The following is a 13,184-nucleotide window of genomic DNA, read 5'->3' as shown; positions in this document are numbered from 1 at the left end:
GATACGACAGTGCCACGTTCTCTGAAAAAAGGTCCTTTTATCGATCTTCACCTGTTGAAGAAGGTCGAAGTGGCGGTGGAGAAGAACGATCGCAAGCCAGTTAAAACCTGGTCGCGTCGCTCGATGATCCTGCCACAAATGGTCGGTCTGACCATCGCGGTTCACAACGGTCGCCAGCATGTTCCAGTTCTCGTGAACGAAGACATGGTCGGCCACAAACTGGGCGAGTTCGCCGGTACCCGCACCTATCGCGGGCACGTGGCTGACAAGAAAGCCAAGCGTTAAGGGGTAAGGAAATGGAAGTAGCCGCTAAGTTGTCGGGCGCTCGCATCTCCGCCCAGAAAGCCCGCTTGGTCGCCGACCAGATCCGCGGGAAGAAGGTGGGCGAAGCGCTCAACCTGTTGGCCTTCAGCAGCAAAAAAGCCGCTGAAATCATGAAGAAAGTCCTCGAGTCGGCCGTTGCCAACGCCGAACACAACGAAGGCGCAGACGTTGATGACCTGAAGGTCTCCACCGTCTTCGTCAACGAAGGGCGTTCGCTGAAGCGCATCATGCCACGTGCCAAAGGCCGTGCTGATCGCATCGTCAAGCGGTCTTGCCATATCACTGTCAAGGTTGCGGACAAGTAACGGAGTCGATCAGATGGGTCAGAAAGTACATCCCACTGGCATTCGCCTGGGAATCGTCAAGGAGCACACCTCCGTCTGGTACGCAGACGGTGCTACTTACGCAGATTACCTGTTGAAGGATCTGAAAACGCGTGAGTACCTCCAAGACAAACTAAAAAGCGCGTCCGTAAGCCGTATCGATATTCATCGTCCGGCTCAAACTGCACGCATCACCATCCACACCGCTCGTCCCGGTATCGTTATCGGTAAGAAAGGTGAAGATGTCGAGAAGCTGCGTCAGGACCTGACCAAGCAGATGGGTGTGCCTGTGCACATCAACATCGAAGAGATCCGCAAGCCGGAACTCGACGCTATGCTGGTTGCGCAGAGCGTAGCTCAGCAGCTGGAACGCCGCGTAATGTTCCGTCGCGCCATGAAGCGCGCAGTACAGAACGCCATGCGTATTGGTGCCAAGGGCATCAAGATCCAGGTGAGCGGTCGTCTCGGCGGTGCTGAGATTGCTCGTACCGAGTGGTATCGCGAAGGTCGTGTGCCTCTGCACACCCTGCGTGCCGATATCGACTACAACACCTACGAAGCTCACACCACTTACGGTGTGATCGGTGTGAAGGTTTGGATCTTCAAAGGCGAAGTTATTGGTGGTCGCCAAGAAGAGCTGAAACCACAAGCACCAGCGCCTCGTAAAAAAGCTGCTAAGTAAGGGGTACGCCAAATGTTGCAACCAAAGCGTACAAAATTCCGCAAGCAGATGACTGGCCACAACCGTGGTCTGGCACTGCGCGGTAGCAAAGTCAGCTTCGGCGAATTCGCTCTGAAAGCTGTTGCTCGCGGTCGCCTCACCGCTCGCCAGATCGAGTCCGCACGTCGTGCGCTGACCCGTCACGTTAAACGTGGCGGTAAGATCTGGATCCGTGTGTTCCCGGACAAGCCGATCTCCAAGAAGCCTCTCGAGGTTCGTATGGGTAAAGGTAAGGGCTCCGTGGAATACTGGGTTGCCCAGATTCAGCCAGGCAAAGTCCTGTACGAGATCGAGGGTGTTTCTGAAGAGCTGGCGCGCGAAGCTTTCGCCCTGGCTGCTGCAAAGCTGCCTCTCGCCACCTCCTTTGTTAAGCGGACGGTGATGTGATGAAAGCGAATGAACTTCGTGAAAAATCGGCACAGCAGCTGAACGAGCAACTGCTCGGCTTGCTGCGCGACCAGTTCAATCTGCGTATGCAGAAAGCAACTGGCCAGTTGGGGCAGTCGCACCTGCTCTCGCAAGTTAAGCGTGACATCGCTCGCGTGAAAACTGTGCTCAACCAGCAGGCAGGTAAGTGATCATGGCTGAAGCTGAAAAAACCGTCCGTACGCTGACTGGCCGTGTCGTCAGCGACAAAATGGACAAGACCATCACCGTACTGATCGAGCGTCGCGTAAAGCACCCGATCTACGGTAAATACGTTAAGCGTTCGACTAAGCTGCACGCGCACGACGAATCCAACCAGTGCAAGATCGGCGACAAGGTTTCCATCCGTGAAACCCGTCCGCTGGCCAAGACCAAGTCCTGGGCACTGGTTGAAGTCCTCGAACGCGCTGTTGAAGTCTAAGGGCTAGGGGTCGGAGAAATTTTATGATTCAGACTCAATCCATGCTCGATGTGGCCGATAACAGCGGCGCTCGTCGCGTCATGTGCATCAAGGTGCTCGGCGGTTCGCACCGTCGTTACGCCGGCATCGGTGACATCATCAAGGTTACCGTCAAGGAAGCAATTCCACGCGGTAAGGTCAAAAAAGGCCAAGTGATGACCGCTGTTGTCGTGCGCACCCGTCACGGTGTTCGTCGCGCTGACGGTTCCATCATTCGTTTCGACGGCAACGCTGCTGTTCTGCTGAACAACAAGCAAGAGCCGATCGGCACTCGCATCTTCGGGCCAGTGACCCGTGAACTTCGTACTGAGAAGTTCATGAAGATCGTCTCGCTCGCCCCTGAAGTGCTGTAAGGAGATCCGACATGCAAAAGATTCGTCGTGACGACGAGATCATCGTGATCGCCGGCAAAGACAAAGGTAAGCGCGGTAAGGTGCTGAAGGTTCTCGCTGATGACCGTCTGGTCATCGGTGGTGTGAACCTGGTCAAGCGTCATACCAAGCCTAACCCGATGGCGGGCGTACAGGGCGGTATCGTCGAGAAAGAAGCGCCTCTGCACGCTTCCAACGTTGCCATCTTCAACGGCGAAACCAACAAGGCTGACCGCGTTGGTTTCAAAGTAGAAGACGGTAAAAAAATTCGTGTCTTCAAGTCGACCCAAAAAGCGGTTGATGCTTGAACACTGCTAGGTAGAAGACCATGGCACGACTGAAAGAGATTTACCGGAACGAAATCGCTCCTAAGCTTAAGGAAGAACTTAAGCTGTCGAACGTGATGGAAGTTCCGCGCGTTACCAAGATCACCCTGAACATGGGTCTGGGCGAAGCGATCGGCGACAAGAAAGTCATCGAGCACGCTGTTGCCGACCTGGAAAAGATCACCGGTCAAAAGCCGGTCGTGACTTTCGCTCGCAAATCCATCGCTGGCTTCAAAGTCCGCGAAGGCTGGCCGATCGGCGTCAAGGTGACCCTGCGTAGCGACAAGATGTACGAATTCCTGGACCGCCTGCTGGCGATCTCCCTGCCTCGGGTTCGCGACTTCCGCGGCCTGAATGCCAAGTCCTTCGATGGCCGTGGCAACTACAGCATGGGCGTGAAAGAGCAGATCATCTTCCCGGAAATCGATTACGACAAGATCGATGCTCTGCGCGGTTTGGACATCACCCTGACCACCACTGCTCGTTCGGACGACGAAGGCCGCGCTCTGCTGCGTGCTTTCAAGTTCCCGTTCCGCAACTGATTGGAGTAGGAAAATGGCCAAGAAGAGCATGAAAAACCGCGAGCTGAAGCGTCAGCTCACGGTAGCCAAGTTCGCTAAGAAGCGTGCTGAGCTGAAAGCGACCATCGTCAACGTTAACGCCTCTCCAGAAGAGCGTTTCGCTGCCGTTGTCGCTCTGCAGAAGCAGCCGCGTGATGCCAGCGCTGCGCGCCTGCGCAACCGTTGCCGCCTGACCGGTCGTCCTCACGGTGTATACCGTAAGTTCGGCCTGGGCCGTAACATGCTGCGTCAAGCTGCAATGCGCGGTGACGTACCAGGTCTGGTTAAAGCCTCCTGGTAATCGCTGCAGGCAAGATCCTGGTGGAAGGGGAGCAATCTTCCGACCGCCGGTGACCTTGCCATCAAACAAGCCCCTATATGGGGCTTGTTTCGTTTCTGCCTTGTGTCTAGAATGACCGGCTCACCTGAGCCTGGGTTTTTTGCCCAGTCCGCTCGGGTGGTTGTCATAGCCGCAAGGCTAATAATTCTTGTATCAGGAGCATCTAGCCCATGAGTATGCAGGACCCGTTAGCGGACATGCTAACTCGCATCCGTAATGCCCAGATGGCTGAAAAGTCCGTCGTAAGCATGCCTTCCTCTACCCTGAAGGTCGCGGTTGCCAAAGTTCTGAAGGACGAAGGTTACATCGCTGGCTACCAGGTAACTGGTGAGGCCAAGCCTTCCCTGTCGATCGAACTGAAGTACTTCGAAGGCCGTCCGGTCATCGAGGAACTGAAGCGCTCCAGCCGTCCAGGCCTGCGCCAGTACAAGGCCGTCACCGATCTGCCGAAAGTACGTGGCGGTCTGGGCGTGTCTATCGTCTCCACCAACAAAGGTGTGATGACTGATCGCGCTGCGCGCGCTGCCGGTGTCGGCGGCGAAGTTCTGTGCACAGTGTTCTAAGGGGGGATAGACATGTCTCGCGTCGCTAAGAACCCCGTTAAGCTGCCATCCGGTGTCGAAGTCAAATTCGCTGGCCAGCAGCTTTCGGTGAAGGGTGCTAAAGGCACTCTCGAACTGAACGTTCACTCGTCTGTTGAAGTTACCGAAGAGTCTGGTGAGCTGCGTTTCGTCGCTCGCAATGGTGACCAGCAAGCTCGTGCCATGGCCGGTACTACCCGTGCCCTGGTCAACAACATGGTCCAAGGCGTAAGCCAAGGCTTCGAGCGTAAGCTCCAGCTGGTCGGTGTTGGTTACAAGGCACAGGCCAAGGGCACCGTCCTGAACCTGGCCCTGGGCTTCTCTCACCCAGTGGACTACGAACTGCCAGCCGGTATCACCGCTGAAACACCTAGCCAGACCGACATCCTGATCAAGGGTATCGATAAGCAGCTGGTAGGTCAGGTGGCCGCTGAAATCCGCGACTTCCGTCCGCCAGAGCCTTACAAAGGTAAAGGTGTGCGTTACGCGGACGAAGTAGTCCGTCGTAAAGAAGCCAAGAAGAAGTAGGGCCTAGTAAATGACCGACAAAAAAGTTATTCGACTGCGTCGCGCTCGCAAAGCACGTCTCAAGATGCACGAACTCGAAGTCGTGCGCCTGTGCGTGTTCCGCTCCTCGCAGCACATCTACGCCCAGGTCATTTCGGCCGACGGCAGCAAGGTTCTGGCAAGCGCCTCGACCTTGGACAAAGACCTGCGTGATGGCGCCACTGGCAACATCGACGCGGCCACTAAGGTTGGCAAGCTGGTAGCTGAGCGTGCGAAAGCCGCCGGTGTATCTCAAGTTGCCTTTGACCGTTCCGGCTTCAAGTACCATGGCCGCGTCAAAGCGCTGGCTGATGCTGCTCGTGAAGGCGGGCTGGAGTTCTAAGTTATGGCAAATAACGATCAAAAGCGCGACGAAGGCTACATCGAGAAGCTGGTTCAAGTTAACCGCGTTGCCAAAACCGTAAAAGGCGGCCGTATCTTCACCTTCACCGCGCTGACCGTGGTAGGTGATGGTAAAGGTCGTGTTGGCTTCGGCCGTGGCAAGTCGCGCGAAGTACCAGCCGCGATCCAGAAAGCCATGGAAGCTGCTCGCCGCAACATGATTCAGGTTGACCTGAAGGGCACCACCCTGCAGTACGCCACCAAGGCTGCCCACGGCGCCTCGAAGGTTTACATGCAGCCTGCCTCGGAAGGTACCGGTATCATCGCCGGTGGCGCAATGCGTGCTGTCCTGGAAGTTGCTGGTGTTCAGAACGTTCTGGCCAAGTGCTACGGTTCGACCAACCCAGTGAACGTGGTTTACGCCACCTTCAAGGGTCTGAAAGCCATGCAATCTCCTGAATCCATTGCTGCCAAGCGCGGCAAGAGCGTCGAGGAGATCTTCTGATCATGGCAACCGTAAAAGTAACGCTGATCAAGAGCGTCTCGGGCCGTCTGCCTAACCACAAGCTGTGCGTTAAAGGCCTGGGTCTGCGTCGTATCGGTCACACTGTAGAAGTCCAGGATACTCCCGAGAACCGCGGGATGATCAACAAGGCTTACTACATGCTGAAGGTCGAGGGCTAATCGATGAAACTCAATGATCTGAGTCCAGCGCCGGGTTCCCGTCGCGAGAAGCATCGTCCAGGTCGTGGTATCGGTAGCGGTCTGGGTAAGACCGGCGGCCGTGGCCACAAAGGTCAGACTTCCCGTTCGGGTGGTTCGATCGCTCCTGGCTTCGAAGGCGGTCAACAGCCGCTGCACCGTCGTCTGCCGAAGTTCGGCTTCGTTTCCCTGAAAGCCATGGACCGCGCAGAAGTGCGTCTGTCCGAGCTGGCCAAAGTGGAAGGCGACGTGATCTCCGTGCAATCCCTGAAGGATGCCAACGTGATCAACCAGCACATTCAGCGTGTGAAAATCATGCTGTCTGGCGAAGTTACTCGCGCAGTCACCATCAAGGGCATCGCAGCCACCAAGGGTGCGCGTGCGGCTATCGAAGCAGCTGGCGGCAAATTCGAGGAATAAATGGCTAAGCAAGGTGCTCTCTCTTCGCTCGGTAAGGGCGGGATGTCGGAACTCTGGGCTCGTCTGCGCTTTCTGTTCATGGCGATCATCGTCTATCGGATAGGTGCGCATATCCCGGTTCCCGGCATCAATCCGGACCGTCTGGCGGATCTGTTTCGGCAGAATGAGGGGACCATTCTTAGCTTGTTCAACATGTTTTCCGGTGGCGCGCTCGAGCGCATGAGCATCTTTGCACTGGGGATCATGCCGTACATTTCGGCATCGATCATCATGCAGCTGATGACCGCGGTCAGCCCGCAACTGGAGCAGTTGAAGAAGGAAGGTGAAGCTGGCCGTCGCAAGATCAGCCAGTACACCCGCTACGGCACCGTTATCCTGGCACTGGTTCAAGCCATTGGCATGTCCATTGGCCTGGCCAACCAGGGCGTGGCGTTTTCTGTGGGCCTGGGCTTCCATGTCGTCGCCGTCTCCACCTTCGTGGCAGGCGCGATGTTCATGATGTGGCTGGGCGAGCAGATCACCGAGCGCGGTGTGGGCAACGGTATCTCGATGTTGATCTTCGCAGGTATCGTTGCCGGTCTTCCGAGAGCAATCGGGCAGTCTTTCGAGTCTGCACGCACAGGCGATATCAATATTTTCGCCTTGGTCGCTATCGGTTTGCTGGCAGTAGCGATTATCGGTTTCGTGGTGTTCATTGAGCGTGGTCAGCGTCGTATCGCCGTTCACTACGCCAAGCGTCAGCAGGGCCGCAAGGTCTTCGCTGCGCAGACCAGCCACTTGCCGTTGAAGGTGAACATGGCGGGGGTTATCCCGGCCATTTTCGCGAGCAGCATTTTGCTGTTCCCGGCTTCGCTGGGTGCCTGGTTCGGTCAGTCCGAAGGTATGGGCTGGCTGCAGGACATCTCGCAGTCGATCGCTCCTGGTCAGCCGTTGAACATTCTGCTGTTTAGTGCAGGGATCATTTTCTTCTGCTTCTTCTACACAGCATTGATGTTCAATCCGAAAGACGTAGCGGAAAACCTGAAGAAGTCCGGTGCCTTTATTCCGGGTATCCGTCCTGGTGAGCAGTCGGCGCGCTACATTGATGGCGTTCTGACCCGTTTGACCATGTTCGGTGCTCTTTACATGATGGCCGTCTGCCTTCTGCCCCAGTTCCTGGTGGTGGCAGCAAATGTGCCGTTCTACCTTGGCGGGACCTCGTTGCTGATTGTGGTAGTGGTTGTGATGGACTTCATGTCCCAAGTACAATCGCACCTCGTTTCGCACCAGTACGAATCCCTGATGAAGAAAGCCAACCTGAAAGGCTACGGTGGCAGCGGTCTGCTGCGCTGATACGCCCCTAAGGTTCGAGGAGTCGGTAATGAAAGTTCGTGCATCGGTGAAAAAGCTGTGCCGTAACTGCAAGATCATCCGTCGCGAAGGCGTCGTACGAGTGATCTGCAGCGCGGAACCGCGTCACAAACAGCGCCAAGGCTGAGTGTGATCTGCGCTTCAAACCCAGCAGCTAGTGTGCTGCTGGGTTGATTATTCGTTTCTACAGCGATATTATCTCGCGCCCTATTTCTTGGCTTCCGGGGCGTAGGTAGCTGTCAATTGGAGTCCCACTGAATGGCCCGTATTGCAGGCGTCAACATTCCAGATAACAAGCATACTGTTATCTCGCTGACCTACATCTATGGTGTCGGTCGCACAACTGCACAGAAGATCTGTGCAGACGCTGGTGTAAATCCAGCCGCTAAGATCAAGGATCTGAGCGACGAGCAAATCGAAACCCTGCGTGGCGAAGTTGCGAAGTTCACCACCGAAGGTGACCTGCGTCGTGACATCAACATGAAGATCAAGCGCTTGATGGACCTGGGTTGCTACCGCGGCCTGCGTCATCGTAAAGGTCTGCCGGTTCGCGGTCAGCGCACCAAGACCAACGCACGCACCCGTAAGGGCCCGCGTAAGCCGATCCGCAAGTAATCGCCCAGGAATATAGACATGGCAAAACCTGCTGCTCGTCCTCGTAAGAAAATCAAAAAGACAGTGGTTGATGGCATCGCCCACATCCATGCGTCTTTCAACAACACCATCGTGACCATCACCGACCGTCAGGGCAATGCTTTGTCCTGGGCGACCTCCGGTGGTTCGGGTTTCCGTGGTTCGCGCAAATCCACCCCGTTCGCAGCTCAGATCGCTGCTGAGCGTGCTGGTCAAGCTGCGCTGGAATACGGTCTGAAGAACCTCGACGTTAACGTCAAGGGTCCAGGTCCAGGTCGTGAGTCCGCCGTTCGTGCATTGAACAGCTGCGGCTACAAGATCGCCAGCATCACCGACGTGACGCCTATCCCGCATAACGGGTGCCGTCCGCCGAAGAAGCGTCGCGTGTAATCAGGAGACAGAAGAATGGCACGTTACATTGGTCCAAAATGCAAACTGTCTCGTCGTGAAGGCACCGATCTGTTCCTGAAGAGCGGCGTTCGCGCTCTGGAATCGAAGTGCAACATCGAAGCAGCCCCAGGTATCCACGGCCAGCGCCGTGGCCGTCAGTCCGACTACGGCACCCAGCTGCGTGAGAAACAAAAAGTCCGTCGTATCTACGGTGTTCTGGAGCGTCAGTTCCGCGGTTACTACCAAGCTGCTGCCTCGAAAAAAGGCGCAACCGGTGAGAACCTGCTGCAACTGCTCGAGTGCCGTCTGGATAACGTCGTTTACCGTATGGGCTTCGGCTCGACTCGTTCCGAGTCGCGTCAGCTGGTTTCGCACAAAGCGATCAGCGTCAACGGTAAGACTGTAAACATTCCATCCTACCAAGTTCGTCCGGGTGACGTGGTCGCGGTCCGCGAGAAGTCGCTGGCCCAGCTGCGCATTGTTCAAGCCCTTGAACTGTGCGCCCAGCGTGGCCGCGTTGAGTGGGTTGACGTGGATGCTGCTAAAAAGTCGGGCGTTTTCAAGAACGTTCCTGCTCGCAGCGACCTGTCTGCCGACATCAACGAAAACCTGATTGTCGAGCTCTACTCCAAGTAAGGGCTAGAAAATAGGTGCATCCATGCAGATTTCGGTAAATGAGTTCCTGACTCCCCGCCACATTGATGTGCAGGTAGTCAGTCCGACCCGCGCCAAGATCACGCTCGAGCCTCTCGAGCGTGGCTTTGGCCACACCCTGGGCAACGCGCTGCGCCGCATCCTGTTGTCCTCTATGCCTGGCTGTGCAGTAGTCGAAGCCGAGATCGATGGCGTACTCCACGAGTACTCCGCGATCGAAGGTGTTCAGGAAGACGTAATTGAAATCCTGTTGAACCTGAAAGGCCTGGCTATCAAACTGCACGGTCGTGACGAAGTTACGCTGACCTTGTCGAAAAAGGGTTCGGGGGTGGTTACCGCTGCCGATATTCAGCTGGATCACGATGTCGAGATCGTCAACCCCGATCACGTAATCGCGAACCTGGCGTCGAATGGCGCCCTGAACATGAAGCTCACCGTAGCTCGTGGTCGTGGTTACGAGCCGGCCGACTCCCGTCAAACCGACGAAGACGAAAGCCGTAGCATTGGCCGTCTGCAGTTGGACGCTTCGTTCAGCCCGGTGCGTCGTATCGCCTATGTGGTCGAAAACGCCCGTGTTGAACAGCGTACCAACCTGGACAAACTGGTCATTGATCTGGAAACCAACGGCACCCTGGATCCTGAAGAGGCTATCCGCCGCGCTGCGACCATCCTGCAACAGCAGTTGGCCGCGTTCGTCGACCTCAAAGGTGACAGCGAGCCTGTCGTAGTCGAGCAGGAAGACGAGATCGATCCGATCCTGCTGCGTCCGGTTGACGACCTGGAACTGACTGTACGTTCGGCCAACTGCCTCAAGGCGGAGAACATCTACTACATCGGCGACCTGATTCAGCGTACCGAAGTAGAGCTGTTGAAGACTCCTAACCTGGGCAAGAAGTCCCTGACTGAAATCAAGGACGTGCTGGCCTCTCGTGGTCTGTCTCTCGGCATGCGCCTCGACAACTGGCCGCCTGCAAGTCTTAAGAAAGACGACAAGGCGACCGCCTGATCGTCGTAATCACCGAACGTAGTGTTTGGTAAGGAATGAATCATGCGTCATCGTAAAAGTGGACGTCACCTGAGCCGTACCAGCTCTCACCGCAAGGCTATGTTCCAGAACATGGCAGTGTCGCTGATCGAGCACGAGCTGATCAAAACCACCCTGCCGAAAGCCAAGGAACTGCGCCGCGTTGCCGAGCCGCTGATCACCCTGGCCAAGGAAGACAGCGTTGCTAACCGTCGTCTGGCCTTCGATCGTACCCGTTCGAAGTCCGCTGTTGGCAAACTGTTCAACGACCTGGGCAAGCGTTACGCCACCCGTCAGGGCGGCTACCTGCGCATCCTGAAGTGCGGTTTCCGCGCTGGCGACAACGCGCCTATGGCGTACGTCGAGCTGGTTGATCGTCCGGTCGGCGGTGCTGTAGAAGCTGCTGAGTAAGACGTTCTGTCTGCTACAAAGAACCGGGCCTAGTGCCCGGTTTTTTGTTTCTACGTACATTGTTTATTTCTATTGATTCAAGTCATGTAATGAATTTGTCCCTGTAACCTTGCTCGTCAATACTCTCTCCAAGCCGATTAGCCGGCGCTTGAAGACCGATAAGGAGAGCCCATGAGCAAGATTCTTACTACCGCCAGCGGTGCGCCAGTAGCCGATAACCAGAACTCCCGCTCCGCCGGCCCGCGTGGCCCATTGTTGCTCGACGACTTTCACCTGATCGAGAAACTCGCCCACTTCAACCGCGAGAACATTCCTGAGCGCCGTGTGCACGCCAAGGGCTCGGGCGCCTATGGCACCTTTACTGTTACCCGCGACATTACCGGCTATACCAGCGCCAAGCTGTTTGAACAGATCGGCAAACAGACCGAGACCTTCCTGCGCTTCTCCACTGTCGGTGGCGAGCGTGGCTCTGCGGATACCGAGCGCGACCCGCGTGGTTTCGCGGTCAAGTTCTACACCGAAGAAGGCAACTGGGACATCGTTGGCAACAACACGCCCGTGTTCTTCATTCGCGACCCGCTGAAGTTCCCGGACTTTATCCACACCCAGAAGCGCCACCCGCAGTCCAACCTGAAGAATGCCCAGATGATGTGGGACTTCTGGTCCCACTCCCCTGAGGCGCTGCACCAGGTCACCATACTGTTTTCCGACCGTGGTATCCCGGATGGCTATCGCCACATGCACGGCTTCGGCAGCCACACCTACAGCCTGATCAATGCCAAGGGTGAGCGTACTTGGGTGAAGTGGCACTTCAAGACCCAACAAGGCATCAAGAACCTCGCTCCGGCAGAAGCAGCGCGCCTGGCGGGTACTGACCCGGACTACGCCCAGCGCGACCTGTTCGAAGCGATCGAGCGTGGCGACTACCCGCGTTGGACGGTTTGTATCCAGGTGATGAGCGAAGCCGAGGCTGCGAGTCGCGACGAGAACCCCTTTGACGTGACCAAGACTTGGTCGCAGAGGGACTACCCGCTGATCGAGGTGGGCGTGCTGGAGCTCAACCGTAACCCGCTCAACTACTTCGCGGAAGTCGAGCAAGCAGCGTTCGGGCCCAGCAATATGGTGCCAGGGGTCGGCCTGTCGCCGGACCGGATGTTGCAGGGCCGTGTATTCGCCTACGCCGACGCGCACCGTTACCGCGTGGGCACCAACCACCAGCAGTTGCCGGTGAATGCGCCTCGCTGCCCGGTTAATAGCTACCAGCGCGACGGTTCCATGGCCACTGGCAGCTACGGCAGTGCACCAAACTACGAGCCCAATAGCCACGTTGATGCGCCGAAGCAGTCGCCACGCCATGCCGAGCCAGCGCTGGCCTTGAACGGTTCGGCGGACCGTTACGATCACCGTGAGGACACCGACTACTTCAGCCACGCCGGCGCGCTGTTCCGCTTGATGAACGCTGAGCAGAAAGCCCTGTTGATCAGCAACATCGCCGGTACCATGGTGGGTGTCAGCGAGGACGTGATTCAGCGTCAGTTGCAGTACTTCTTCAAGGCCGATCCGGCCTATGGCGAAGGGATTGCCAAGGCGTTGGGCGTCCATCTCGCCTAACTCTAAGTGATAAGCAGAACCGCCCTCATTTGGGCGGTTTTTCAATGAATATCACTACTGTTTAACCGATTTTTTGCGTCTTATTGCGCGTTTTTCAGTGACCGCAGGCAAAAGCTGGTTCACACTATGTGGCATAGACGTTTTCACATGGAGAATCAGGGCGATGCAAGGCCACCCGGACGTAATCAACTACCTCGTCACGCTGCTGAAGGGCGAACTGGCGGCACGCGACCAGTACTTCATTCACTCGCGCATGTACGAAGACTGGGGCCTGTCCAAGCTCTACGAGCGCATCAACCACGAAATGGAAGAAGAGACCCAGCACGCCGATGCTCTGATGCGTCGCATCCTCATGCTTGAAGGCACCCCCGACATGCGTGCGGACGATCTGGAAGTCGGCAGCACCGTACCGGAAATGATCGAGGCTGACCTCAAGCTCGAGTACAAGGTGCGCGGCGCGCTTTGCAAAGGTATCGAGCTGTGTGAACTGCACAAGGACTACATCAGCCGTGACATCCTGCGTGCACAGTTGGCCGATACCGAAGAAGATCACACCTACTGGCTGGAGAAGCAGCAGGGCCTGATCAAGGCCATCGGCCTGGAAAACTACCTGCAGTCGCAGATGTAAGTTATCCACAGACTCAAGAAAAAGCCCCTGGCACCAACGGT

25 protein-coding genes are annotated in these 13,184 nt (G+C 56.5%); all 25 read left to right on the top strand.

Going from position 1 to position 13,184, the window contains the following annotated elements; all coding sequences use genetic code 11:
* Window positions 1-9: 9 nt before the first annotated feature.
* Entirely contained in the window at window positions 10-285 is a 276-nt protein-coding gene (rpsS, locus tag Q9451_RS28420) for a 30S ribosomal protein S19 (protein ID WP_003255482.1), read from the top strand.
* Between the two features lie 11 nt (window positions 286-296).
* Window positions 297-629, top strand: a complete 333-nt coding sequence (rplV, locus tag Q9451_RS28415) for a 50S ribosomal protein L22 (protein WP_003103908.1) — start codon at window positions 297-299, stop codon at window positions 627-629.
* A gap of 13 nt (window positions 630-642) precedes the next feature.
* A complete protein-coding gene (rpsC, locus tag Q9451_RS28410) occupies window positions 643-1,329 on the top strand; it encodes a 30S ribosomal protein S3 (protein WP_003255481.1) in 687 nt (228 codons plus the stop codon).
* 12 nt (window positions 1,330-1,341) lie between these two features.
* The gene (gene rplP / locus Q9451_RS28405; RefSeq protein WP_003255479.1) at window positions 1,342-1,755 is read left to right on the top strand and encodes a 50S ribosomal protein L16; all 414 of its coding nucleotides are present in this window, start codon (window positions 1,342-1,344) and stop codon (window positions 1,753-1,755) included.
* Window positions 1,755-1,946, top strand: coding sequence for a 50S ribosomal protein L29 (gene rpmC / locus Q9451_RS28400; protein ID WP_002555481.1), 192 nt, complete (start codon window positions 1,755-1,757; stop codon window positions 1,944-1,946). Before rplP ends, rpmC begins: the two co-directional genes overlap by 1 nt.
* 2 nt (window positions 1,947-1,948) lie before the next feature.
* Window positions 1,949-2,215, top strand: coding sequence for a 30S ribosomal protein S17 (gene rpsQ, locus Q9451_RS28395; protein ID WP_008089812.1), 267 nt, complete (start codon window positions 1,949-1,951; stop codon window positions 2,213-2,215).
* Between the two features lie 23 nt (window positions 2,216-2,238).
* A complete protein-coding gene (gene rplN / locus Q9451_RS28390; protein ID WP_002555479.1) occupies window positions 2,239-2,607 on the top strand; it encodes a 50S ribosomal protein L14 in 369 nt (122 codons plus the stop codon).
* Between the two features lie 11 nt (window positions 2,608-2,618).
* Window positions 2,619-2,933, top strand: a complete 315-nt coding sequence (gene rplX, locus Q9451_RS28385) for a 50S ribosomal protein L24 (RefSeq protein ID WP_003255476.1) — start codon at window positions 2,619-2,621, stop codon at window positions 2,931-2,933.
* Between the two features lie 20 nt (window positions 2,934-2,953).
* Window positions 2,954-3,493 carry a 50S ribosomal protein L5 gene (rplE, locus tag Q9451_RS28380; protein WP_003255474.1) on the top strand — a complete coding sequence of 180 codons (540 nt, stop codon included), beginning with the start codon at window positions 2,954-2,956 and terminating at the stop codon, window positions 3,491-3,493.
* Between the two features lie 13 nt (window positions 3,494-3,506).
* On the top strand, window positions 3,507-3,812 hold the full coding sequence (gene rpsN, locus Q9451_RS28375) for a 30S ribosomal protein S14 (protein WP_008089807.1): 306 nt from the start codon (window positions 3,507-3,509) through the stop codon (window positions 3,810-3,812).
* A 209-nt stretch (window positions 3,813-4,021) separates the two neighbouring features.
* Entirely contained in the window at window positions 4,022-4,414 is a 393-nt protein-coding gene (rpsH, locus tag Q9451_RS28370) for a 30S ribosomal protein S8 (protein WP_003255471.1), read from the top strand.
* A 12-nt stretch (window positions 4,415-4,426) separates the two neighbouring features.
* The gene (gene rplF, locus Q9451_RS28365) at window positions 4,427-4,960 is read left to right on the top strand and encodes a 50S ribosomal protein L6 (RefSeq protein ID WP_003255469.1); all 534 of its coding nucleotides are present in this window, start codon (window positions 4,427-4,429) and stop codon (window positions 4,958-4,960) included.
* Between the two features lie 10 nt (window positions 4,961-4,970).
* A complete protein-coding gene (rplR, locus tag Q9451_RS28360) occupies window positions 4,971-5,321 on the top strand; it encodes a 50S ribosomal protein L18 (RefSeq protein ID WP_003255467.1) in 351 nt (116 codons plus the stop codon).
* 3 nt (window positions 5,322-5,324) lie between these two features.
* Complete coding sequence (gene rpsE / locus Q9451_RS28355) at window positions 5,325-5,825, top strand: 30S ribosomal protein S5 (RefSeq protein WP_003255465.1); 501 nt, start codon at window positions 5,325-5,327, stop codon at window positions 5,823-5,825.
* Window positions 5,826-5,827: 2 nt separating this feature from the next.
* Window positions 5,828-6,004, top strand: coding sequence for a 50S ribosomal protein L30 (gene rpmD / locus Q9451_RS28350; protein WP_003255463.1), 177 nt, complete (start codon window positions 5,828-5,830; stop codon window positions 6,002-6,004).
* Window positions 6,005-6,007: 3 nt separating this feature from the next.
* Window positions 6,008-6,442, top strand: coding sequence for a 50S ribosomal protein L15 (gene rplO, locus Q9451_RS28345; RefSeq protein ID WP_003255461.1), 435 nt, complete (start codon window positions 6,008-6,010; stop codon window positions 6,440-6,442).
* Entirely contained in the window at window positions 6,443-7,774 is a 1,332-nt protein-coding gene (gene secY / locus Q9451_RS28340; protein ID WP_003257108.1) for a preprotein translocase subunit SecY, read from the top strand.
* Window positions 7,775-7,802: 28 nt separating this feature from the next.
* Window positions 7,803-7,919 (top strand): 50S ribosomal protein L36, encoded by a 117-nt coding sequence (gene rpmJ, locus Q9451_RS28335; protein ID WP_002555468.1) that lies wholly within the window; start codon window positions 7,803-7,805, stop codon window positions 7,917-7,919.
* Between the two features lie 131 nt (window positions 7,920-8,050).
* Complete coding sequence (gene rpsM, locus Q9451_RS28330) at window positions 8,051-8,407, top strand: 30S ribosomal protein S13 (RefSeq protein WP_003255457.1); 357 nt, start codon at window positions 8,051-8,053, stop codon at window positions 8,405-8,407.
* 18 nt (window positions 8,408-8,425) lie between these two features.
* Window positions 8,426-8,815, top strand: coding sequence for a 30S ribosomal protein S11 (rpsK, locus tag Q9451_RS28325; protein ID WP_012270237.1), 390 nt, complete (start codon window positions 8,426-8,428; stop codon window positions 8,813-8,815).
* A 15-nt stretch (window positions 8,816-8,830) separates the two neighbouring features.
* Window positions 8,831-9,451 carry a 30S ribosomal protein S4 gene (rpsD, locus tag Q9451_RS28320; RefSeq protein WP_012270238.1) on the top strand — a complete coding sequence of 207 codons (621 nt, stop codon included), beginning with the start codon at window positions 8,831-8,833 and terminating at the stop codon, window positions 9,449-9,451.
* Window positions 9,452-9,473: 22 nt separating this feature from the next.
* The gene (gene rpoA, locus Q9451_RS28315) at window positions 9,474-10,475 is read left to right on the top strand and encodes a DNA-directed RNA polymerase subunit alpha (protein WP_003255452.1); all 1,002 of its coding nucleotides are present in this window, start codon (window positions 9,474-9,476) and stop codon (window positions 10,473-10,475) included.
* 42 nt (window positions 10,476-10,517) lie between these two features.
* Window positions 10,518-10,904: a 50S ribosomal protein L17 gene (rplQ, locus tag Q9451_RS28310; protein WP_003255451.1), complete on the top strand. Its 387-nt coding sequence runs from the start codon at window positions 10,518-10,520 to the stop codon at window positions 10,902-10,904.
* A 171-nt stretch (window positions 10,905-11,075) separates the two neighbouring features.
* Window positions 11,076-12,515 carry a catalase gene (locus Q9451_RS28305; protein ID WP_012270239.1) on the top strand — a complete coding sequence of 480 codons (1,440 nt, stop codon included), beginning with the start codon at window positions 11,076-11,078 and terminating at the stop codon, window positions 12,513-12,515.
* A gap of 163 nt (window positions 12,516-12,678) precedes the next feature.
* Complete coding sequence (gene bfr, locus Q9451_RS28300) at window positions 12,679-13,143, top strand: bacterioferritin (RefSeq protein WP_003257116.1); 465 nt, start codon at window positions 12,679-12,681, stop codon at window positions 13,141-13,143.
* Window positions 13,144-13,184 lie beyond the last annotated feature (41 nt).

This window comes from Pseudomonas sp. NY8896 (assembly GCF_039634505.1).
This window is presented reverse-complemented; position numbering and strand designations above follow the sequence as displayed.